The following is a 21,155-nucleotide window of genomic DNA, read 5'->3' on the forward strand; positions in this document are numbered from 1 at the left end:
CCCCTTGTTCATGTTAATATCTCGGAGGAAAGACATGCGTGCCTATGCAGAAGGTCTGGTGCTTGCCCTCATCTCAATCTTTGCAATCTGGGGGGCCTGGCAAGTACCGGCCGCATCTCCGGGCGATACATGGGCCGGGATTGTGCCATTCTACGCCGCTCTCGCTCTACTTGCTCTGTCCGGTGTTATGGTGTTGAGCGCAACGCGCCAGACGGCGGGTGATACAAGTGACGATCAAGACAGCAACGCGACTTTACAGATCATAGGTCTGTTTATCATCGCTATGCTGTACCAGCAGTCGTTCCGCTGGTTCGGCTACCTGCTGCCGACTGCGACCGTGACGCCGATCGTCCTCTACATTTTCGGCGTACGCAGTCGGATCGGATTGGTTTTGTCGATCGTTCTTTGCCCGCTGGCCTTCCATCTCATCTTTTTTGTCCTGCTGGGTGTGTACCCGCCATATGGCGAAGTTTTCGACCTTCTCAGCTGGATTCAGGGGTAAAACATCATGGAGATCTTTCCTGCACTTCTGTCGGTGGTGACTGACCCTACATTGCTCTTTGCCATCGTACTTGCAGCGGCGGTTGGGATGGTGGTTGGTGCGACACCTGGCCTGACTGCCTCTGCGGCCATCGCGATGTTGCTTCCAATCACCTTTTATATGTCGCCGATCTTTGCGTTGGCATTTCTGTATGTGATCGGCAAGTCCGGTCGGTACGGCGGCTCGATCGCAGCAATCCTGTTCAACACACCCGGAACAGCGGCCAGTGCAGCGACTCAGATCGATGGCTATCCGTTGGCACGAGCGGGCAAAGCAGGAAAAGCTATGAAAGTGGCGACAATCTCGTCCGTCATCGGCGACCTGATGGGGGATGTCCTGCTGGTCATCGGTGTAGGTTTCATTGCGGCCGTCGCACTGAAACTCGGCCCGCCTGAGACTTTCGCCATCTACTTTGCCGCTTTTGTCGTAATCGGTTCTGTCATTGGCACTTCCATCGTCAAGGGTCTGGTATCGGCCTTGATGGGCATCCTGATCGCCATGGTCGGGCTGGACCCGATTTCGAGCGAAGAGCGCTATACATTCGGATCGTTCGATCTATCCAATGGCATCGGCTTGGTACCCCTGATGATAGGTGTTTTTGTATTGGGCGAAGTATTCGCGCAGCTAGAATCCCGCCGCAAGGCCACCGGAGAGACCAAAGAGAATGAAACCACAGCGGATGGCAACAGTCTAACCTGGGCGGAATACAAACCCTGTCTTCCGCACGCATTGCGTGGTGGGTTCATCGGCGCAGGCATCGGTGTATTGCCCGGCCTGGGATCGGCGATCGCGGCGTTCATCTCTTATGGAGAAGGCAAACGCCACGCAAACAACTCCGAGATGTGGGGCAAGGGGGCACTAGAAGGCGTTGCCGCACCTGAGGCTGCCAATAATGCTGTGTCCGGTCCATCAATGGCTCCATTGCTGACGCTGGGCATTCCAGGTTCGACCATCGGGGCAATATTGCTGGGCGTTTTCCTGATCCACGGCATTCAGGTTGGTCCGACCTTATTCCTGACGGATAAGGAGCTGGTGTACAAACTTTTTGCATGCGGCATGCTGGGTATTCTGGCTTATGGCTTGATCGGTTACTTCGGCGCCACACGAGTTGCCCGCCTGATCCTGAAGATTCCGACCAATGTGCTGTATCCACTGATCTTCCTAACCGCGTTTGTGGCGGCCTATTCAGCCCGTGGATCGATGTTTGACGTAACCGTCATGACCGTAGCGGGGTTCTCCGGCTGGCTGATGCGGAAATGCGACTTCAACGTTGCAGCGTTCGTAATTTCCTTTGTGCTGGCTAAGGGTGCCGAGGAAACCTTTCGCCAATCCCTACTGATGTCCGAAGGCGGCGCACTGATATTTGTCGAACGCCCCATAGCTCTTGTGTTCATCATCGTCGGCTTTGCTGCCATCGCGTTCCGAATCCGAGGTATCGTCAAAGAACGCCGCATCTCTCGTGGAGGGCTCGAAGATGCTTGAATACAGTATCTACCGAGATTGCTTTTCCAGCGCCGATATGCGGTCGATCTGGTCTGAGCACGCCACGATATCCGCCTGGCTTAAGGTCGAACAGGTTCTTGCGGCGCATCAAGCTGCGGCTGGTCTAATCCCGATTGAGGCTGCTGAGGCAATTGAGGAGATTTCGATCTGCGATCTGAACCATGAGGAATTGCGGAAAGAGATGATGTTTGTTGGCCGCCCCATCGTAGGACTGGCCAAACAGTTGCGCCAACTATTGCCAGAACACTCGGCCCATGTGCACTATCGTACGACCACGCAGGATGTGATGGACACGGCGTTGGCAATGCAGATGAAACTGGGGCTTGAGCAAATACAAAGCACCCTCGGCGATGTCATGGCTGCGATCGCTCATCATATTTCCGCCCATCCAGACACAATGATGATGGGAAGAACCAATGGTCAGCATGCTGTGCCCATTCGCCTTGCGACGAAGCTTGAAGTCTGGAGATCTGAACTGGGTCGGCGGTCTGAGGCACTTCAAGAGGCGGCAAAACGTGGATTGAATGTTCAGATTGGTGGCCCCGTCGGAGACTTGCGCGGATATGAAAATGGCATTGGTCGCCAGATTAAACAGGATGTTGCTCATTCACTCGGTCTGAACGTCGTCGAACCGCACTGGCAGAACGCTCGTGACGGTATCGCTGACATCGTCACCGCCCTTGGCTCGCTTTGCGGGACGCTGTGCAAAATCGCCCACAACGTCAATCAACTGTCATCATCCGACATCGGTGAATTCGCCGAAGTTCATGAACCTGGCAAAGGATCGTCTTCAGCGATGGCCCACAAACGAAATCAACGCGCATCGGAATTTGGGGAGGCCGTCGCTCGGCTGGGACGCCAACGGGCCGGACAAATAGGTGAACTGACCCATCATGAGCATGAACGATCCGGTGGCGTCTGGATTGGGGAGTGGATCGTTGTTCCCGAGGTCTTTCTTTTGACTTCCGGCGCGCTGCATTGGTCGGAACGGATGTTCAAGAGTTTAGTGACCGATACTAACGCGATGGCGCTGCTGGTTTCGTCTTATCGCCCTGTGAATAGTATCTATCATCCAGATAGATCATAACTAAACACATCGCATCCTGACTTGTAGAAGCGTGGCAGAACACAGGAGATGCCACTATGACCAAGAAGATCACAATCATCGGTGCCACAGGCCATTTGGGGCATCGCGTGACCGCGAAACTTGTTGAGAAAGGTGCAGAAGTAACTGCCATCGTGCGTGATCCTGAGGCGGCAAAATCAATGCTTCCCACGCAGGTTCGGCTTATCCAGGGCGACGTGTCGGACTTGGCCAGCCTGAGATCAGCCCTTCACGGCACTGAGACGCTGTACATTACGCTGAATACCGAATCTCTGGACACCACCGCACCATTCCACACAGAGCGGGAAGGCGTAATCAACATTATCGCGGCAGCAAAAGAGGTCGATGTTCAGCACATCATGCAAATTGCAGGGGTCGACTACGCTTATCCGCAGTTTTCGACCGAGGGCATGGCCTATGGCACCAACGCGATACGCACGGGCGGGATCAATGCCATCAAAGCATCTGGCATTCCTTATACTTTTTTCTTTTGCTCCTTCTTTTTGGATTCATTGCCCAAGCTATTGATGGACAATCAATTGGCCGTAATCGGAAATCACATTCATCCAATCTGGTTCACCAATTCCAGCGATCTTGCAGAACTCGTCCACAATGCCATCGGTAACGATGCTGCCAAAAACATGGAATTTGCCGTGCAGGGTCAACAGGCCGTCACGTATTCCGAAGCGGCCAAAGAATTCCTCGCTTCTTTCGCCCCCGAGGCGGAGGTGGTTGAGTTACCCATGGATGCTCTTGATGAAATGGGGCTGCCGGAAGAGCAGGCCGTTTTCATCGAACACGTTTTGACGTTTGTGCAACAGTTGCGGGAAGAGCAAGTGGACAGAGAAACCCGTGGGATTCTTGGAGCGCCAAAACACACCATTACCTCATTCGCCGAGGAGCTTCGAAATGAGGCTTAAGTCACGTTGGAATTTTGAATAACGGCTTTTTCAGCAAGCAACTCCTTAAGCCTTACCGTCGCTCGACCTATAGGCCTTTCGAAAGACCAGATCATATCCACCGAGCGTTCGGCGTAGTTCTTGGTCTCGAATTGCAGTGGCAGGATTTTTAACGCTCCGGTCTGAACAAAGACGTCCACCGCGTGCAATGGCAGCGCCGACCAGCCTAGGCCGGCCTGCACAAGATCAATGGCTTCCGATGCAGTGCTGACCTGCCAAATAGACGACGATGCCTTAAGGATAGCGCTGTTGGGATTATCGGCTTCCTTCAATAATATCTGACGATGTAGTCGCAATTCTTCCCAAGAGACTGACGACATTTGAGCAAGCGGACCTTCGGGATGGCTGATACACACCAGCCTGAGCGTGCCCAATGAGCAAAAGTCTAGTGCCTGGGGGATGCCCTCAGGTTCCAGAATAACCCCCAAATCCACCACACCATCGACGATCAATTGCTGAATCTCAGCGGCAGTAAAGGCACGTATCTCCACATCGACAGAAGGAAATTCTTCACTGAAGCTGCGAATGATCTCTCCCAGATTGGCCAGTTTGATGTGCGGCGCCATAGCGAGGGTAACGCGGTTTTCCAATGTCATGGACAAGGCATCTGCGACCGCTAGAAAACGGCTGCGCCGTTCCAACAGAATTTCGGCCGGCGAGATCAACGCCTCTCCTGCTTTGGTAAGCGAGGGATATCTTCGGCTGCGATCGAAAAGTTCGACATCCAGATCGACCTCTAGATTGGCGACCAAAGTGCTGATCACCGATTGTGCTTTGTTGCATTTTCTGGCTGCGGCGGAAAAGGATCCTTCGTTGTGGGTAGTAACGAACGCCTCCAACTGCTCGAATGACGCGCGCATCAGAACCCTCTTTCCATCTATCTATCATCAGTATGGTAGCCAGCTTTATGGATCGCAACAACAGTCCGTTGCTTGCCCAACGATATGAATTGAGGAGAACTTTCATAAGCTTTGCCGGTCGGATTGTGCACGCGGTGTTGTTCAAGATCGTTGCGCTCATAAGTATTGCCCTACTACTTCCGCTAATCACACATATCGACGCGTAGAAATCATTGATGCTTGGGGTGTTCTATTCCTTGGCTGAGTTGCTTTGGAACGTTGTCTTTAATATCACTTTTGATTGGTCGCATTTCAAACTGGTCAATCAGTCCAATTCTTCTGTTTCGAGCTATCGCAACTGACCAGTGATTATGCCCAATGCGTATGCCTCTATACTGATGATGGGATTCTCATCATCCGCTAAAGGAACAGATATGGCGACCCATTGGGCCAGTGATCTTCGATCCTGGTCCGTTGAGCGTCGTCAAAGTTCAGGTGTGCGACCTGAGCATTTGTGAACTCTTCTCGCATAGCATGGATTAATCCTGCGGGTTTTATAGCATCGGGAATCTCTGCCGCCTTTTCAACACGGGGCTCGACTGCTGTATCGCCCAATTTGATCGCCGGTCCGAGCAGTGCGAAGGCAGGATTGATGGACAGAGCTGCGATCGCACCAATGAATTCAGCGATGCCCGCGCCCCATTTCAATCTGACTGGTATTTTGGTGGCTGCAACAGCCTTTGCGTAGGCCTTAACCAGCGTCTCCATGCGCTCGCGCGCCTCTTGTTTGCTGGTTCCTCTCAAAGCTTCGACCGATGTCCAGGCACGCAAGGCGTTGCGGTGTTCCTGCACCTCAGGCATTGCGCAAAGATCAAGCGCGGCCTTGATCTGGTCTTGATGAGAGCGTGTCTTGCCCTCAGCAGTTTCGTGATGTGGAACCAGAAATTCCCAACCAAACGCGCGCAGCAAAGGTTCCTGCTCTGGAGTGTCATCAAGGAAAGCCTGAGGGCCATCATAGGCCGGGATAACTGCGACCTCGGTGAGAGGTATTCCCTTGATCAGCGCCCGGTTCCGTTTGGCATCCACGAAATCCTGAAGAACCCGACGGGTTAGGTGAAACGCAGGCGCATCGAAATCCTCTTCCTTTTGCGCTGCTTCGAATCCGGGCTGTTGCTGAAGATCGGCCACATCCATTTCGGCGTCCGTAGCGATCTTTCGTTTTTTCCACTCCATGTGGTGCGTGTTGTCCCAGGAAACCTCCATCAAACGTTCACTGGGAATCCAGCTTAGTATCTTGTCCTGGCGCACCGGGTTCCATTTTGCAGGCCAGGTCGTTCCTTGCGGTGGCCGGGGGATCACCAGTGTCTCGAAAAGCACCAACTCGGCGACGAAAGCGCTCGGTCGAAGGTGATCGCGCACTGACATGGTGCCCCAAAGCTGCGACGAATTGTTCATGGCATTTCTCCTGCAATCGTCTTGCAGATCAGGTTACCATCTTTGTGCACCAACCCAAGATGGTTGCTTGGGTATGCCCAAACAAAGCTGATGTAGCTTATGCAACAGGAATGCGGAAAACTCATCTCGCCGCGCTCGCAATTCCGCGCCACCATTTCTAATAGCGCCCCAAATGCCAAGCGTTGTCGCGAACGACTGGTCAGGCAATGCAGCGGTGCGATAGGACGGTATTTCCCGAAAATCCGGTCGCATCATTCTAGGCCATCAATGTGAATGTCCGCGTAGAGGATATTCATGGCTTCCTAGTCTGATGACCCTCTTCTTCAGCAACACAGTGATTACATCCGTGATGGCGTTGCAAATTCGATGCCAGTTGCACGGCGCTAACCGTTACATACCTACAGCTACAGCTCCGCCTTGACCGAGAGCCTCAGGTGAGCGGCGATAGCAAAACAAAGGTGATCGTGTCTTCAGGCTTAGCTGGCAGATTTTTGCGGGAATCGGCAATAAATGCTACGATAGCTTTGTTGGCAGGATCGCCGCTGGGTCTCTCCGGCCATCGCGCTTCGTTATTCTTTTTTATTACAACAAGTTCTTTTTTCTGCCGTTCGGCCGGGCGATCCGGGGCTTCTGGCCCAGCGTTTTAGAATGATTTTGAACGGAGGCAGACATGCCCGAAACAGTATTTGAACGCGCGCCAGACGGCGCGATCATTGGACTTCAGCATCATGGCGACCCTCTTGGAGGGCGTTCTAAAGGAACCAGTGCGCTGGATGTGGCACAGGCTTATGCCGCCGAAGTGGCGGGGCTTTACCGGATAAAGCCCGATTTTCTTGACAGGCTCGGCGAGAGTGTTTCAGGCAAGTATAATCGCGAGGAGGGCAGCAAGCTGCGGCTGGAAGAAGCCAAGGCAGTACAGTCCTTTCTGGTCTACACATTTCGTCAGACACATCACGGCATCCCGGTCTGGGAGCGCGGTCTGACACTGCGCATGGCCGGCCCAGACAATGTGGTCACCGGTTCGTCCTCAAGTGTTGCTGCCGATATCGAACTCAGCAACGCCCCTACTCCGCCTGCTGGCCGCGACAAACAAGCTGGCACGGTTCTGCGCGAAGCTGTGAAAGGGGCCAAGTTCACAAAATTCAAGGTTAATGACACCCGGGACTTTGTCTATCGCTACGACGCAGAACATCGCCTGCCACACAAAGAACCGGGCGAGATCGAAGGGGCCGAGTTAACCCCGCTGCCAGAGATTGGTCGTGTGCCAAAGGGCATCAAGGACGGCGAATGGCGTTTCGTAAGCCTTGTACATTTTGGCTGCAAAATTCCCGACTACGGAGAGCTGAACTGGCGAGCATTGGTCGATTGGGAAACCGGCGCGGTGCTTTACATCCGGCCATTGGTGGGGTGTGTTTCGGGTTACGTCTTCACAGACGACCCGATATCACTTTCAGGAGATTCAGAGCTTGATCCGACGGCCCCGGTTGCGCTTTTGGATGCGCAACGCGAACTGGTGGCGCTGGAACGGTTGATATTACCGGGCGGTGGCGCACCGGTGGAACTAAGCGGCGAATTGGTGGCGGTACGGGATCTCGACACACCAAACATCGCCCCACCGACTGAAAACGCCGGTGCAGCATCGATCTTTGATTATCCCGCCGACAGCGACGATTTCGCGGCGGTCTGTGCGTACTACAACCATGATTTCCTGTATCGCTTCGTCCAGTCTTTGGGCTTCGATCTGCCCAGCTATTTCGACGGGGTGACCTTCCCAGTGGATGTTGATCACCGCTGGTTCAATCCCATTGCAGGACCGGTGAATGCTCAGGCGCCAGGCAATGCCATAGGCAATGGTGTGCTACGCTTTCGTTATGCGCTTGCGGCAAATGGCTCCACAGTCGGCATGGCCACAGACTCGCGCGTATCGGCGCATGAATTCGGGCACGCGGTGCTATGGGATCATCTCAATTGGCCCAATTTCGGCTTTTGTCATGGGTTTGGTGACGCGCTGGCGGCAATACTCTACGATCCTCAAGGTATTGCGCCGGATCGTTTCCGTACCTTCCCCTTCAGCAACCTAATCACCCGGCGATGGGACCGGTCGGTCGCCTCGGGTTGGGGCTGGGGTGGCACGATGGACGTGGGCGGATATCGGTCGACCGAGATCAATGCCACTACGTTAGGCCGAATCTATCGATCTCTCGGAGGTGATTCCACAGAACTCGACGACAGGCTGCATGCCAGCCGCTACACGATCTATCTGATCCTGCAGGCGGTGCCGCTTTTGGCCGGGATCGTGCCCAACACAGTCGAAGGTTTTTCCCGCGCCTTGCAGGAATCAGACGAGAACACCGCTCAATTCGACGGTGCAGCCGGAGGCTGGGCACACAAAGTGGTACGCTGGGGCTTTGAGAAACAGGCGCTCTACAACGGATCCCCGCCTGATGTTGACGTCTTCATTGATGACGGACGACAGGGTGAATACCCTTGGCACCAACCGGGCAACAATGCTCCCGGCTTCTGGAATCGGCACCGCCCTGACGGCGGCACCGACCACGAGACTCCGCGCCGCTGCGTCGAGAATTATCTGTATGTCCGGATCGGCAATCGCGGCAACTACCCAGCCCAATCAGTGACTTTGTCACTAGCCCGCGCGACGGAAGGCAAGGGCACCACATGGCCGGATGACTGGGATCCGCTTATCGTAGGCGAACCTATCGGCCAATCAGTGCATTGTGGCGACGAAGTGATCGTCGGCCCGATCCCATGGTGCCCCGAGGACCTGTGCGAGGAATACATTCTTGCCAGCGTGGATACGCCAGAAGACCGCAGCAATGTCGAAACGATCGCAGGCAGTCTGCCTGTCGATCGACTGGCGCTTGGTGACAACAACGTCGCCCTTCGCCGAATGGAGGTGAACCGCGCCGAAGATGACACCCCTTGCTGCGAGGAGGAAGAACCGAAGATGACGTATCGTTACGCTGTCAAGTTCGTCTGCGGCTGTTCCAAGGGCCGCATTTTGTCCCAGGGCCGCTATCACACAGCAATCAACATCGGAAACGGCAGCGGCGATGCTGTGCGTTTTCGTAAACGGGTGTCGTCGGCCTTGCCAAACGAAAAACCGGGCAATGTCTCGGCCAGAACGAAAAACAAACTCGGTCCCTGGGAATCGATGGAGATCGATTGCGAGGATGTGGCACGACACCTGCGGGTGGCCGAATGCTGTTTCCTGAAAGGGTTTGTCTTTATCGACAGCGAAACACCGCTGGACGTGGTCGCGGTATACACCGCTGCCCATGGTGAAGGCGAAGTGGAAACCATCGATGTCGAACCAGTCGTGCCTCGGCTGATCAAAAAGGTACCGCCCCCGCCACCGCCACCTCCGCCGCCGCCTCCACCCGAGGACAAGCCGGACCTGATCCCGGTGCAGCCCTTCCCTCCCGGCCCGCCACCCTTCCCGGCTTGGTATTGTGAGGAGCCGCGCAAGTTGAGGATCATCGTGCGTAACATTGGTGCAGGGGCTGCCGGGCCTTCGACCACGCGGGTCGATTTCTTCCAGAGCGGCGTGGTGGTCGATCTGCCGACACCGGCACTGGGGCCAAACGGGGATGAGACCACGCTATCGCTCGAATTCCCGGACGAGGTCAAAGGTGGCGAGCAGATCCCCTTCAAGATCACCGTCAATGCCAATCCGGCCGATGGTGTGACGGAGACAGACACCACCAACAACAGCGACTCTTCCTCCTGCGGCCTGGCCAGCTAAAGCAAACTGGGAGTGGCCCGGGCCATTATCGGCCCGGGCTGCGCGATCTAGAGGTGCTGGTCGCAAGGCTGCATCATGATCGTGATTGCGCTCTACGTACGGGAGGGCAATTTGCTTCAACGACACCAAGGTGGGACCGCCCTGTCTGATCCCAAAGTCAGACCTCAAGCTGCGATTTAAGTTTACTTTTTCACCGTTTCCCAAGGAGCGACAGGGTCGCCGCAGCCTAGTAACTATCTCTTTTCCGTTGCGCATCCTTAATAAGAGCAGCAAGCCGATAGAAACCGTGGGCCATCTTGGTGTAGGGCGTCAGCAGGAAGAATGTCAGGACCGATCCAAGATGAATAGCAAGCAACGCGGGCATCAAAGCCGTTGATCCGAAAGCGTAAAGAGCAAGTCCGCTAAAACCGACGAATCCCAGCAACAGGATGAAACCGATATCGCCGCCCCATGCCGAAGCATCACCGAGATTACGATCGGACCTTTGCTTGAGAATTACCATGGCGCAGCAACCCACTGTCAACATCACACCGCCGGAAATTCCGAATAGTTTGGGCAAAGACCAGAACCCGTAGGGCGCGTGAATTCCAAAGCCATAATGCATAACCGTTGCAATCGAGGTCGACGCGAAGCAAAGCAGGAAGCCATACATGATCGCGTGGTGAATATGACGTCGCGCCTGACTGAACCGGTCTTCGTCTTCAAAATTACAACCTTCACCATGACCTGCGGCAAGATCCTGCATTTTACCCGCTCGTTTGAAGGCGGTCAGCAGGTCCGCCATTTTGATGGGTTTTCCCCCCACCTCGGCCCAATAGCGCCTTAGGCTGATAGCAATGCTAAAGAGTGGCAGCAAGAATGCTGGAGCAAAAATCGCAACCATCGCATTATGCGACAGAACGGCATAAAACCCGTCCCCTCCGCTGGAACCTATCGCGCGAATTGCCCAGAACAACAGGGCAAATCCGACCACAAGTGCCAGCGCGATCGCCCCGCCATGGGTGTGAAATCGGCGCGCCAACGGCTGCGGCCATGCGAAGCTTTCCCAGCTGTCCCTCCGTACCTCGGCCAGAGCCTTCGGCAAATTCAGGTCGAACTCGTGCGGGGCTGTGTACTGGCAGGCGTAGTAGCAGCCGCGGCAGTTGTGGCACAGGTTGGCCAGTTGCGTGATGTCCCCATCCGAGAACGCGCGTTCCGCATGAAGCGACGGAAAGACCGAGCAATAGCCCTCGCAATAGCGGCAAGCGTTGCAAATTTCAGCCTGACGGCGGGCTTCCTGTATCAATTCAGTTTGCATAAGCGGCGGCCTCACGTCCTGCGATGCGTCCAAAGACGGTTCCGATGGTCATGCCGAAACCGGCTAGATAGCCTTGCCCAAGGATCGAGCCCGCCATGGTTTCGCCAGCCGCCCACATGTTTTTGATCTTGCCGTCGGCGCTCGAACATTGCGCGGCATCGTCGACTTTGAGGCCCAAATAGGTGAAGGTTACGCCCGTACGCAGCGAATAACCGTAAAATGGCGGCTCGGTGATCGGACGCGCCCAGTTGGTCTTGGGCGGGTTCAAGCCAGATGTTGAAACGCCGTCCAGCTCTGTCGGATGAAAGGCGCTGGTGTCTCCGCAGGCGGCGTTGAATTCAGCGATTGTTGCGGTCAACTTTTCGGCAGGCAGGCCCATCATCCCGGCCAGTTCTTCCAACGTATCTGCCTTCAGCGGTGGAAACACCGACGGCATGAACAGATTCAACGAATTGGCGTCGATGATCACATAGCCAACTTGATCCGGTTGGGCTGCCACCAAGCGCCCCCAGATTGCATAGCGCTTGGGCCAGACATCCTCGCCCTCATCGTAGAAGCGCTCGGCATCCTTGTTCACGACGATCGAAAACGGCACACAATCCAGACGGGTCACAATACCACCGTCAAATTTCGGTGCACGCCCATCGATAGCAACGGCGTGGCATTGGGTCGGGTCGCCAACACTCTCGATGCCTTGATCCAGAAGATCAGCCAGGACCACGCCTCGGTTATAAGGAGTGCCTCGGATCAGAAAGTTTTTTGCAGGCTCACCCCATGCACGGGTCAGCCAATCCGTATCGGCCTGAAACCCGCCCGAGGCGACGATGACTGCTTTTGGCATTATCCGGTGGATTTGACCTTCATAGGTATAGTCGACCCATTCGATCCGATCCCCGTTCAGCTCCAAATGCGTGACGGCGGCTTCGTACAAAACATCGATACCCAAACCCGCCGCAGTTCGGTAATAAGCATTCACCAGAGACTTCCCGCCTCCCATAAAAAAGGCATTTGTCCGCGCCAGAGAAAGTGTTCCGGAAAGAGAGGGTTGAAACCTGACACCGTGCTCTTCCATCCATGGCAGGCATTCCTCGGAAGTGCGGATCGCGAGGCGGGCCAGATGCTCGTCAGTTTTGCCGCCGGTGACCTTCATCAAGTCCGCGAGATATTCGTCTTCGCTATACTCTTCGATCAACGGGCCCAAAGGGCCACCATGCATGCAGCGAAAATTGCGCGTATGGCGCGAGTTTCCTCCGCGATAGGGTTTTGGCGCGGTTTCCAGTATCAGAACGCGGGCACCGGCTTCGGCGGCGGTCATCGCGGCGCATAGAGCAGCGTTCCCGCCACCGATCACAGCGATATCGTAAGCTTCCTTTTGGGTGGCCATATCCTGTCTACCTAGTGATTTTCGTCGGTTGTCCGATCGCGTTCCTGCAACGCCCGGATACGCATTCGTTGTGCGGCCTGAATATGCCCGCGCATTTCTGTCTCGGCCGCCGCGCCATCACGTGCCTTCAGCGCGGCCATGATACGCCGATGTTCAGCGACTGCCGCTTCGGCCCGATCCCCGTCCAACAATTGCGACGGCCCAAGGATCAGCAGCGCCTTCTGCAAGGACAGCATGGATTTCGCGAGAAATCGGTTCTTGGCTGCATCCAAAAGCGTGGCGTGAAATATCCGGTTGATCCGAGCCGCGTCTGGACCTGTGCCAGCCTCGGCCAAACGATCATTCAAAACGTCCAACTCGTCCAATTCGACATCCGACGCCGCACGCGCTGCTAGACGGGCCGCAGTGCCCTCGAGCACTGCGCGCATCTCATAGAGTTCCATCACCTCGGCGTAATCCAGACTGCGGACGGTCGCGCCCTGCCGCGGTACATGCGTGACCAGGCCGTCGGTCTCCAGCTGCCGGATCGCCTCGCGCACCGGTGTTCGGCTGACACCCAACCGTTCAGACAGCTCAATCTCGCGCAGGCGCTCGCCGGGCAGAAGGGTGCCCTCGCGAATCTCATCCAACAGGCGTTGATACGCCGAATTGCCTTGCGGGCCAGGCTGTAAGGGGTCGTCCTGAATGGTCATCGCGTGCTCACTTGTCTTCTTGCGTCCATTTGTATACATTTGGATACATAGTGAGTCAATATTGTTGGAAGCTGCACTTTGCCCACCCAGAACAAAACACCTTCTCTCCTCGCAAAGCGGGCCCTAACACTGGGCTTGGCACTTCTTGGCACAGGGCTATTCTGGGCGTTGGATCTGCCATTACCTTTTCTGTTCGGCCCGATGAGCGCGTGTCTGATCGCGGCTCTGGCTCATGCTCCAATGGAAGGCTTTGGTCAGGTCTCGATTGCGGCGCGAACCATACTTGGCGTGGCTGTGGGGGCTTCGATTACCCCAGCCCTATTTGCAGAACTGCCGAAGATGGCAGCGTCGATTGCACTGATCCCGTTCTTTATCCTGCTGATCGCGCTGGTCGGAGTGCCTTTCTTCCGCAAGGTCTGGGGCTTTGATACCACGACCGCGTTTTACGCGGCCATGCCCGGCGGATTGCAGGATATGATCATCTTCGGGGCCGAGGCTGGCGCTAACCCGCGAACGCTGTCCCTGATCCACGGAACCCGCGTTCTGATTATTGTAACGCTGGCCCCTCTGTTTCTTACGGTGTTTTACGACGCCCAACTCACCAACCCAATCGGAGAGCCCGCGCGCAACCTGCCGATACATGAATTGGCGCTGATGGTTCTTGCTGCCTTTGTCGGCTGGAAAGGCGGTGAGCGGATCGGCTTGTTCGGGGCGTCGATTCTAGGGCCAATGATCCTGACGGCTGCGTTGTCACTGGGCGACTTCATTCACACCCGACCGCCTCGCGAGGCCATCCTTGCAGCTCAGTTCTTTATCGGCTGCGGTATCGGCGTGAAATTCGTAGGTGTCACATGGGTCGAACTACGCCGTGTGGTGGCGGCGGGCTTCGCCTATGTCATTGTCCTCGCCGTTCTGGCAGCCGCTTTCACCGCCGTTGTCACCACCTTGGGGCTGGGCCAACCGGTCGAGGCATTTTTGGCCTTTGCCCCCGGCGGGCAGGCAGAAATGACAGTTCTGGCCATCGTCTCAGGCGCGGATCTGGGCTTTGTGATCACGCATCATCTGACAAGGATCGTGTTGGTAATCATCGGTGCGCCGATAGCGGCCAACCTTATCCTGCGCTGGTCCAAACCTCGGGGTTGATCATGTGAACCGGAGCGCCTGCAGCGTAGGCGTTCACTTGATCGAAAATGTCCGAAAATTGCAGATCGAACTCATCCTCGGTCACAAAGCCGATATGCGGCGTCGCAATCAGATTTGGATGAGAAAGCAAGGGGTCTTTCGGATCATTGAGGGGTTCGGAATCGAAGACATCGATTGCGGCCTTCCCGGGATGGCCGGCATTCAGCGCCCCAAGCAATGCCCCTTTTGCAATAAGGCCAGCACGGGATGTATTCACAAACAGTGATCCCGGCTTCATGTGTGCGAAGTCCGACGCAGTAATGATGCCGTTTGTGCCTGGCTTCAGGCGAACATGGATCGAGACAACATCGCTGTTAGCAAAGAAAGCTTCGCGGTTCGCGGCGACCTGAACACCATCTGCCTGCGCCCGAACCCGGCCTTCATCTGAGGACCACCAGACTACATTCATTCCAAATGCCTCGGCGTAGCCCGCGACAGCGCGTGCGATACGGCCATAGCCGTACAGTCCCAGTTGCCGCCCTCTCAGCGTCTTGCCAACTCCGGCCTGCCACCGCCCCGCTTTGACCGAGGCCATCTGCGCCGGTAAATCGCGCATCCCAGCCATGATCAGCGCCCAAGTGAGTTCGGCTGCAGCATATGAAGGCGTTCCACCATGCATGTTTGAACACAGCAGAACACCGTTGTCCGAGCATGCCTGCACATCAACGTGCGGATACACGCTGCGCTGACTTATCAATCTCAGGTTCGGCAGCTTTTCGATCAACTCGCGGGTAACTTTGGTGCGTTCGCGAAACAGAACCAACGCTTCGGCCTCCTGCAACCGTGCCGCCAATTCATCGGTATCCTCGACATGATCTGTCCAGATCTTCACTTCGTGGTCGGATAGCTTTCCAAAACAAGGCAAGCCCTGCAGTGTATCAAACCAATCATCCAGAATGTGAACCTTCATCGACTTTCCACACCTTGCCCGGTGTTCAGTTTTCTTGGCGTCGGCACAAAATGCAGCGTATCGAGTGCTGCAAGCGCATTGCGGACCCGCTCGCTTTGATCCAGCAAATGGTTGAACTGCTCATCGCACCCGGCGATCGGTGTCGGGTATTCCGCAATGTCCCGCCGCAGGACCGACTGCGCCAGCCTGAGTTCCTGACGCGCAATATCGAGGCATTCAGAATAATTGTTCATCGTGGCACCTTCATATTGTATACCTTAGTATACATAACAGAGATCCCAGTTTCAACTGCCACTCCACACAGATCCGGGTATATAGACATGCCCATCTGCAAGCTTTCGCGCAGTCCGCACCAGACCAGCAGAGTTTACGTTGAAGTCCCCGTCATTCGAGAAGTCCAACAGCACATCAATCTTTCCAGAAGCGTGTTCCAGCACAACTTCAGCCGGGCTTGCCTTAGGTCGGTCCAACAACCCATCAGCGACGGTTCCGGGCGTCAAAGCACAAGACGCCATGCACTGCGCACCCGTAACGGCCATTGTCGGGTGAGTTTTCCATGGCATGAAATACCGAACTGCAAGGGTTCCGCCCTCTTTGGCTGGTGCCAACAGCCCGAATTTGGGGGTTACCGATTTCGATACATCCCCCATACCCATCAGTTCCCCGGCTTCGATCCGAACTGCCTCCATCCGGGCAAAGAAAGAGCGGTTGGCGTCCAGTTCTTCCGCGCTTTCATACCCAGTTAGTCCAAAATCGGTGGCGCGGGCCATAGCCATAGGCATGGCAACATCCATACAGGTTAGCTCGACCCCTTGCACCGTATCGCGCAGATTTCCGGTGGGCAGAAATGCACCTGTTGCCGAACCCACAACTCCCATAAAACTCAGTTGTACCGGTGCAGATTGCCCAGGAACTCCGGCAATCTCGGCATCGCCCTCATAGGCCAGTTCACCACCCGGGGTCTGCACTTTGGCAACCACTCGCGCACCCGTATTAACTGCGCGTATCCGGACCACGGTCTCATCGCCTTGAGGCTGAAACAAACCCATTTCAATTGCGGCCGGAGCGACGCCGGAAAGAATGTTTCCGCAAGTTGGCTTGAAGTCGACCAGCTTTTCCTCAACCGAAACCTGCGCGAAGAAATAATCGATATCGGCCCATTCATCATCGCTGACAGATAACATGGCTACCTTGGTCGTCACAGCAGTACCGCCACCGATTCCGTCAATGTTAAACGCCTGCCCGGCCCCTAGGGCAGCGACCAGCACATCAGCCAACGTGTCCATATCCACGGGCAGGTCAGAGCGACGAAAATAGGGCCCCCGCGAAGTACCGCCACGCATGAAAATATACGGGATTGCTGTCTGGGTCATCTCGAACCCCTCCTCTACAAACCGTCAAAAACTGTTGTGTTTTCAGCTTTGTCCGACCTGACCGCTTCGCAGGCCGGACCTCTGTGGAGCATTCATTTCAGTGGCCATGGCAGGCTCACCATGTCTTGCAACAGTCCCGGTGGGAAATCCCGGTTCAGAGCGCCTGCCATGACGCACATGAAACCGATGCCGCAGGCTGTCAGGATCAGCGTCATCTGCCAGCTTGAACCGGCTCGAATGCGGAAGAAGGCAATCAGAAACCCGATCAGGGCTAGGATGAAACCAACAACCCACGTTGCCGCGATAAGACCTGCAAACCACGCCAACGTCGACCAAAGCCCATGCGGAGCGCTCGCATCTTCACCGGCAATTTCCTTATCGGCAAAGATTGCATCACCCTCGGGTCTCCGCATCATCTGGATCAGCAGGATCACGCAGCAGAACAAGGACACACTGCCGATCACCAACGGGATGATCTTGTCGGTCATGTTGTAGTCTGGGATCATGTTGGCGTTGATCAATGCCGCGATTAGGTAGGCCATGATCACCAGCAGGAAGATCAACGGCGCGCGCTTGCTGCCAGACTGGACTTCACCTTCGGCCATGATCATCTTAGCCTGCCGAATTCCTAAAATGACCGAAGCCACGGTGACCAAGATCAGAACAATCACGATCGGGCTGAAGACATACTCCATGCCCTCACCAAAGCTTTTGCGGAACCGGAATGAGGCAATCTGGAATGCCTGATTGGTAAACTTCTCAACCGGGTTCGACAACACGAACCCAATAAGAAAGGCCGGGCGCGACCAATCGAACCGGCGCAGGAAGATCCCGATCAGGCCGATCACGAACAGCGCCAGAAGGTCTTCGAAGTTCTGACCGGACTGGAAGGCTGCAAAGCTGATCAGCATGAACAGGAAAGGTGCCAGATAGGTGAAGCGGATCGTTGTCAGCTTGGCGATGCCTCCGGAAGCCGCGATGCACAGGATGGTGCCCACGACGTTGGCAAGCGCCAAAAGCCAAACGATCGAATAGGTGATGTCGAGATTGTCCTTGAGCATGCTCGGACCGACCTCGATGTCGCCAGACCCCAACAGAGCCACTGCACCGATGAAGATCGCCATCGAGCCCGAGCCGGGAATGCCGAACAGTAGCGTAGGCACCAGCCCGCCGCCTTCCTTGGCGTTGTTTGAGCTTTCCGGCCCGATGACGCCACGCACTTCGCCCTTGCCGAAGTTGCTTTTATCTTTGGTCGATTGAACCGAATGGCCGTAAGCGATCCAGTCGACGACCGAACCGCCTAGGCCGGGAATGACGCCAACGACCACCCCGATGATCGAGCAGCGAACAGACAGCCAGATATTCGCGGCCCAGTCTTTGACGCCGTCCAGCCAACCCGCCCCCAGCGAAGCCCCTTTGGCAATCGATCGATCCTGCCGCAGCAGCGAGACGATTTCGGGAACGGCAAAGATGCCCAATCCAACGATGACCAGCTTCAAACCATCTGTCAGATACGGAATATCATAGGTTGCCATACGGAGCGAACCGCCAGCGTCCGCCTCACCAATTGTGCCCACCATCAACCCAAGCCCAGCAGCTGCGACGCCCTTTAAGGGGATGCGCCCAGCCAGAATGGCAACCATGGAAAGGCCGAGGATGGTGATCATCAACATCTCTGGTAGACCAAACGCCAGAACGATGGGCCGCGCGACCAGAATGAACATTGTTAGGAAGGTTGCGCCGACCAAACCGCCAAACAGCGATGAAGCGAACGCGGCAGATAGTGCCCGCGCGGCCTCACCCTTCTTCGCCATTGGGAAGCCGTCTAGGACAGTTGCCTGAGAGGCGGAGCTGCCGGGGATCCCCATAAGAACAGAAGCAAAGGTGTCAGAGGTCGGAACAACGGCGACCATCCCGATCATCAGCGCCAAACCAAGGATTGGGTCCATCCCGAACATGAAAGGCAGCAACAGGGACAGACCAGCAATACCGCCAAGTCCCGGGAAAACACCTACGGCCAGTCCCATAACGACACCGAGAACAAGATACCCCAGAACAATGGGTTGCAGGATTAGACCCCACGCATCACTGAACGCAGGAAGAGCGGTGGCGAAAACCTCCATAGCGGCCGCCTTTCATATACTGTCTTGTGTTTGAAAAAGCGCGCACCCGACATTGGGGTGCGCGCTGTGGTGTGTGGGCTTAGTTCAGCTCGACACCATAGGCTTCTTTGAGCCAGTTCAGAACATAGCCTTTGGCATTGTCGTCGACGTTTGTTGCGGTTTGCAGCGCCGCCTTGGAACCGTCGCCCACAAATACCGGGTACTTACCGACGCGTTTGGACGAAATATCAGCAAAGTCGCCGCGCTCGGTCACAGCCTGAAACGCTGCAGTGTAGGCGTCAACCACTTCCTGTGGTGTATCACCCGGCAGAAAAGCCAACTTCTGAACCGGGAAACCCGCGACAAAGAACGCTTTCCAAGCGTCCCACGCCTCGCCACTGGTTTCACAGCCATCCGTTGCCTCGCAAACCTCTTTGAAGGTTGGAATATCAGGGAAGGTCGGATCACGGACAATGTTTCCATCGGCATCCAGCGCCCCCCAGGTCATCATCGGCACAGCCTGACCGGCCTCAACCAGCGGGGCCGATCCACCCAAGTAACCGGATGAGGTCTGATAGTCGATGTTAGCTTCGCCACGTTCGAACATCAGACGACCATCGCCACGGCCTTTGATGCCAAAGACTGGCTCAACGTTCATACCCAGCATTTGCCATGCCAACAGCGGCACGAGATCCAGACGCGTTGCGCCCTGCGAGCCGTAGATGAAGTTCGTGTCTTTCAACGCATTTGCGGAGCCATCAAACTTGGCACCATCTTCTGCGTTCAGATAGGCGACACCTCCTGTCCCGGACGCCATAACCGGGATCCAGTCGTTGTATTCATAACGCACGCGCGGATCGCTCAGTAGATAAGGGAATTGAGTTGAACCGGAAGTGCCGAACAACAAGGTTCCATCATCGTGGCTTTGTTCCTGGAACCAGTTTGCGCCTTTGGTCGAACCAGCACCTGGCATGAATTTCACGACCACGGTCGGTTGACCCGGAAGAGCTTCGGACAGAAGCGGCGCAAAGAAGTTGGCCCATTTCGCCGAACCACCCGTTTCCGAGAACGGGATGACCCATTCGATGGTCTTGCCCGAGAAATCAACCTCGGCAGCGGCAGGTGCAGCGATACCGGCGGCGGCGATCAGCCCCACGACGGCGCGACGGGTGAAGTTGGAAATGGTCATTGGTTCCTCCCTGTTGACCAGACAATCACGTCATCGCCCCCGGCGCTACCGTGATCGCAAATAGAACTGTGGGGTTGATTCCCCCTCCCATCTGGCAATCATGGAGCGCCAACCTTGCGCGAAACTTGCGGGAGACCCGATGCGGATCGTCATAGTCGAGGACAATGAGCCACTCGCCAATGCCATTGCTTATCGCCTTCGTGACCGAGGTCATGCGGCAGATATACTGACTGACGGAGATGCGGCTGACCTTTACCTTCAACAAGAAGGCGCGGATTTGATCGTTTTGGATATCAACCTACCCGGCCGGTCAGGGTTGGACATCCTGAGGTCGCTTCGCGAACGTGGTGACAGTGCGCCCGTGATCCTGCTAACAGCGCGCACCGAAACAAGCGACCGGGTGATCGGTTTGGATATGGGCGCAGATGACTATCTGGTCAAACCCTTCGAAATGGACGAGTTAGAAGCACGCGTCCGAGCACTTTCTCGGCGCAAAGAACTTGACTACGGAGCGCGGGAGAGCATCGGTAGCCTCGAATTCGACCGCGCATCGCGTCAGGTTAGTGTTCAGGGCGAAGTCATGGATATACCACGGCGGGAAATAGCGGTGCTTGAATGCCTGTTGGAGCGTCGGGGCAGAATTGTTCCTAAAAGCCAACTCACAGATTATGTCTATGGCGTTGGGGCCGATGTCGATGACTCAGCTGTTGAACCTCATGTGTCGCGGTTACGAAAACGCCTTCAGAATCTCGGCATTAAGATCAAGACAGCGCGCGGTCTGGGGTACCTTCTTGAGGTGCAGAAGTGATCAGGCACGGCTCCCTCAGGCTACGACTCTTCATTCTTATCCTGACACCCTTG

The 21,155-nt window shown here is 55.7% G+C and carries 17 protein-coding genes; 7 read left to right on the forward strand and 10 right to left on the reverse strand.

Annotation, left to right across the window (positions count from 1 at the left end; all coding sequences use genetic code 11):
- Positions 1-34: 34 nt before the first annotated feature.
- From ACR0DK_RS03500 to ACR0DK_RS03515, 4 genes are read left to right on the forward strand one after another with little or no spacing between them, the layout of a single operon-like run.
- A complete protein-coding gene (locus tag ACR0DK_RS03500; protein WP_480734761.1) occupies positions 35-502 on the forward strand; it encodes a tripartite tricarboxylate transporter TctB family protein in 468 nt (155 codons plus the stop codon).
- 6 nt (positions 503-508) lie between these two features.
- Positions 509-2,023: a tripartite tricarboxylate transporter permease gene (locus ACR0DK_RS03505; protein WP_480734762.1), complete on the forward strand. Its 1,515-nt coding sequence runs from the start codon at positions 509-511 to the stop codon at positions 2,021-2,023.
- Positions 2,016-3,131, forward strand: coding sequence for a lyase family protein (locus ACR0DK_RS03510; RefSeq protein ID WP_480734763.1), 1,116 nt, complete (start codon positions 2,016-2,018; stop codon positions 3,129-3,131). The genes ACR0DK_RS03505 and ACR0DK_RS03510 overlap by 8 nt, the downstream gene beginning before the upstream one ends.
- Before the next feature lie 56 nt (positions 3,132-3,187).
- Complete coding sequence (locus ACR0DK_RS03515; RefSeq protein WP_480734764.1) at positions 3,188-4,069, forward strand: SDR family oxidoreductase; 882 nt, start codon at positions 3,188-3,190, stop codon at positions 4,067-4,069.
- Here the strand turns inward: ACR0DK_RS03515 and ACR0DK_RS03520 are convergent.
- A complete protein-coding gene (locus ACR0DK_RS03520; RefSeq protein WP_480734765.1) occupies positions 4,066-4,968 on the reverse strand; it encodes a LysR family transcriptional regulator in 903 nt (300 codons plus the stop codon). The genes ACR0DK_RS03515 and ACR0DK_RS03520 overlap by 4 nt on opposite strands.
- Before the next feature lie 399 nt (positions 4,969-5,367).
- Positions 5,368-6,402 carry a hypothetical protein gene (locus tag ACR0DK_RS03525; RefSeq protein WP_480734766.1) on the reverse strand — a complete coding sequence of 345 codons (1,035 nt, stop codon included), beginning with the start codon at positions 6,400-6,402 and terminating at the stop codon, positions 5,368-5,370.
- A 670-nt stretch (positions 6,403-7,072) separates the two neighbouring features.
- Between ACR0DK_RS03525 and ACR0DK_RS03530 the strand changes: the two genes are divergently transcribed.
- Entirely contained in the window at positions 7,073-10,165 is a 3,093-nt protein-coding gene (locus ACR0DK_RS03530) for a hypothetical protein (protein WP_480562551.1), read from the forward strand.
- Between the two features lie 226 nt (positions 10,166-10,391).
- Here the strand turns inward: ACR0DK_RS03530 and tcuB are convergent, their stop codons facing one another.
- The 3 genes from tcuB to ACR0DK_RS03545 are packed head-to-tail and all read right to left on the reverse strand — an operon-like array spanning position 10,392 to position 13,538.
- The gene (gene tcuB / locus ACR0DK_RS03535; RefSeq protein ID WP_480734767.1) at positions 10,392-11,462 is read right to left on the reverse strand and encodes a tricarballylate utilization 4Fe-4S protein TcuB; all 1,071 of its coding nucleotides are present in this window, start codon (positions 11,460-11,462) and stop codon (positions 10,392-10,394) included.
- Positions 11,452-12,846: an FAD-dependent tricarballylate dehydrogenase TcuA gene (gene tcuA / locus ACR0DK_RS03540; protein WP_480734768.1), complete on the reverse strand. Its 1,395-nt coding sequence runs from the start codon at positions 12,844-12,846 to the stop codon at positions 11,452-11,454. Before tcuA ends, tcuB begins: the two co-directional genes overlap by 11 nt.
- An 11-nt stretch (positions 12,847-12,857) precedes the next feature.
- Positions 12,858-13,538: a GntR family transcriptional regulator gene (locus ACR0DK_RS03545; RefSeq protein WP_170392730.1), complete on the reverse strand. Its 681-nt coding sequence runs from the start codon at positions 13,536-13,538 to the stop codon at positions 12,858-12,860.
- Positions 13,539-13,616: 78 nt separating this feature from the next.
- Between ACR0DK_RS03545 and ACR0DK_RS03550 the strand changes: the two genes are divergently transcribed.
- Entirely contained in the window at positions 13,617-14,681 is a 1,065-nt protein-coding gene (locus tag ACR0DK_RS03550) for an AbrB family transcriptional regulator (RefSeq protein WP_170424977.1), read from the forward strand.
- Here ACR0DK_RS03550 and ACR0DK_RS03555 read toward each other — a convergent pair.
- The 5 genes from ACR0DK_RS03555 to ACR0DK_RS03575 form a co-directional block, all read right to left on the reverse strand.
- The gene (locus tag ACR0DK_RS03555) at positions 14,650-15,630 is read right to left on the reverse strand and encodes a D-2-hydroxyacid dehydrogenase family protein (RefSeq protein WP_480734769.1); all 981 of its coding nucleotides are present in this window, start codon (positions 15,628-15,630) and stop codon (positions 14,650-14,652) included. The two genes, ACR0DK_RS03550 and ACR0DK_RS03555, sit on opposite strands and share 32 nt — an antisense overlap.
- On the reverse strand, positions 15,627-15,863 hold the full coding sequence (locus tag ACR0DK_RS03560; RefSeq protein WP_170391780.1) for a hypothetical protein: 237 nt from the start codon (positions 15,861-15,863) through the stop codon (positions 15,627-15,629). The genes ACR0DK_RS03555 and ACR0DK_RS03560 overlap by 4 nt, the downstream gene beginning before the upstream one ends.
- Positions 15,864-15,914: 51 nt before the next feature.
- Positions 15,915-17,003 (reverse strand): 4-oxalomesaconate tautomerase, encoded by a 1,089-nt coding sequence (locus tag ACR0DK_RS03565; RefSeq protein ID WP_480734770.1) that lies wholly within the window; start codon positions 17,001-17,003, stop codon positions 15,915-15,917.
- A 92-nt stretch (positions 17,004-17,095) separates the two neighbouring features.
- Positions 17,096-19,126 carry a tripartite tricarboxylate transporter permease gene (locus tag ACR0DK_RS03570; RefSeq protein ID WP_170662980.1) on the reverse strand — a complete coding sequence of 677 codons (2,031 nt, stop codon included), beginning with the start codon at positions 19,124-19,126 and terminating at the stop codon, positions 17,096-17,098.
- Positions 19,127-19,205: 79 nt separating this feature from the next.
- On the reverse strand, positions 19,206-20,294 hold the full coding sequence (locus ACR0DK_RS03575; protein WP_170402506.1) for a type 2 periplasmic-binding domain-containing protein: 1,089 nt from the start codon (positions 20,292-20,294) through the stop codon (positions 19,206-19,208).
- A gap of 139 nt (positions 20,295-20,433) precedes the next feature.
- Between ACR0DK_RS03575 and ACR0DK_RS03580 the strand changes: the two genes are divergently transcribed.
- The gene (locus ACR0DK_RS03580) at positions 20,434-21,102 is read left to right on the forward strand and encodes a response regulator transcription factor (protein ID WP_480734771.1); all 669 of its coding nucleotides are present in this window, start codon (positions 20,434-20,436) and stop codon (positions 21,100-21,102) included.
- Positions 21,103-21,155 lie beyond the last annotated feature (53 nt).

It is taken from the genome of Ruegeria sp. CE6, assembly GCF_056537485.1.

Bases quoted from the DNA above. Each gene is read 5' to 3' on its own strand.
- ACR0DK_RS03575 (WP_170402506.1), bottom strand. From the start codon at position 20,294: ATGACCATTTCCAACTTCACCCGTCGCGCCGTCGTGGGGCTGATCGCC.
- ACR0DK_RS03510 (WP_480734763.1), top strand. From the start codon at position 2,016: ATGCTTGAATACAGTATCTACCGAGATTGCTTTTCCAGCGCCGATATG.
- ACR0DK_RS03500 (WP_480734761.1), top strand. From the start codon at position 35: ATGCGTGCCTATGCAGAAGGTCTGGTGCTTGCCCTCATCTCAATCTTT.
- ACR0DK_RS03570 (WP_170662980.1), bottom strand. From the start codon at position 19,126: ATGGAGGTTTTCGCCACCGCTCTTCCTGCGTTCAGTGATGCGTGGGGT.
- ACR0DK_RS03530 (WP_480562551.1), top strand. From the start codon at position 7,073: ATGCCCGAAACAGTATTTGAACGCGCGCCAGACGGCGCGATCATTGGA.
- ACR0DK_RS03560 (WP_170391780.1), bottom strand. From the start codon at position 15,863: ATGAACAATTATTCTGAATGCCTCGATATTGCGCGTCAGGAACTCAGG.
- ACR0DK_RS03545 (WP_170392730.1), bottom strand. From the start codon at position 13,538: ATGACCATTCAGGACGACCCCTTACAGCCTGGCCCGCAAGGCAATTCG.
- ACR0DK_RS03515 (WP_480734764.1), top strand. From the start codon at position 3,188: ATGACCAAGAAGATCACAATCATCGGTGCCACAGGCCATTTGGGGCAT.
- ACR0DK_RS03525 (WP_480734766.1), bottom strand. From the start codon at position 6,402: ATGAACAATTCGTCGCAGCTTTGGGGCACCATGTCAGTGCGCGATCAC.
- ACR0DK_RS03555 (WP_480734769.1), bottom strand. From the start codon at position 15,630: ATGAAGGTTCACATTCTGGATGATTGGTTTGATACACTGCAGGGCTTG.
- tcuB (WP_480734767.1), bottom strand. From the start codon at position 11,462: ATGCAAACTGAATTGATACAGGAAGCCCGCCGTCAGGCTGAAATTTGC.
- ACR0DK_RS03505 (WP_480734762.1), top strand. From the start codon at position 509: ATGGAGATCTTTCCTGCACTTCTGTCGGTGGTGACTGACCCTACATTG.
- ACR0DK_RS03580 (WP_480734771.1), top strand. From the start codon at position 20,434: ATGCGGATCGTCATAGTCGAGGACAATGAGCCACTCGCCAATGCCATT.
- ACR0DK_RS03565 (WP_480734770.1), bottom strand. From the start codon at position 17,003: ATGACCCAGACAGCAATCCCGTATATTTTCATGCGTGGCGGTACTTCG.
- tcuA (WP_480734768.1), bottom strand. From the start codon at position 12,846: ATGGCCACCCAAAAGGAAGCTTACGATATCGCTGTGATCGGTGGCGGG.
- ACR0DK_RS03520 (WP_480734765.1), bottom strand. From the start codon at position 4,968: ATGCGCGCGTCATTCGAGCAGTTGGAGGCGTTCGTTACTACCCACAAC.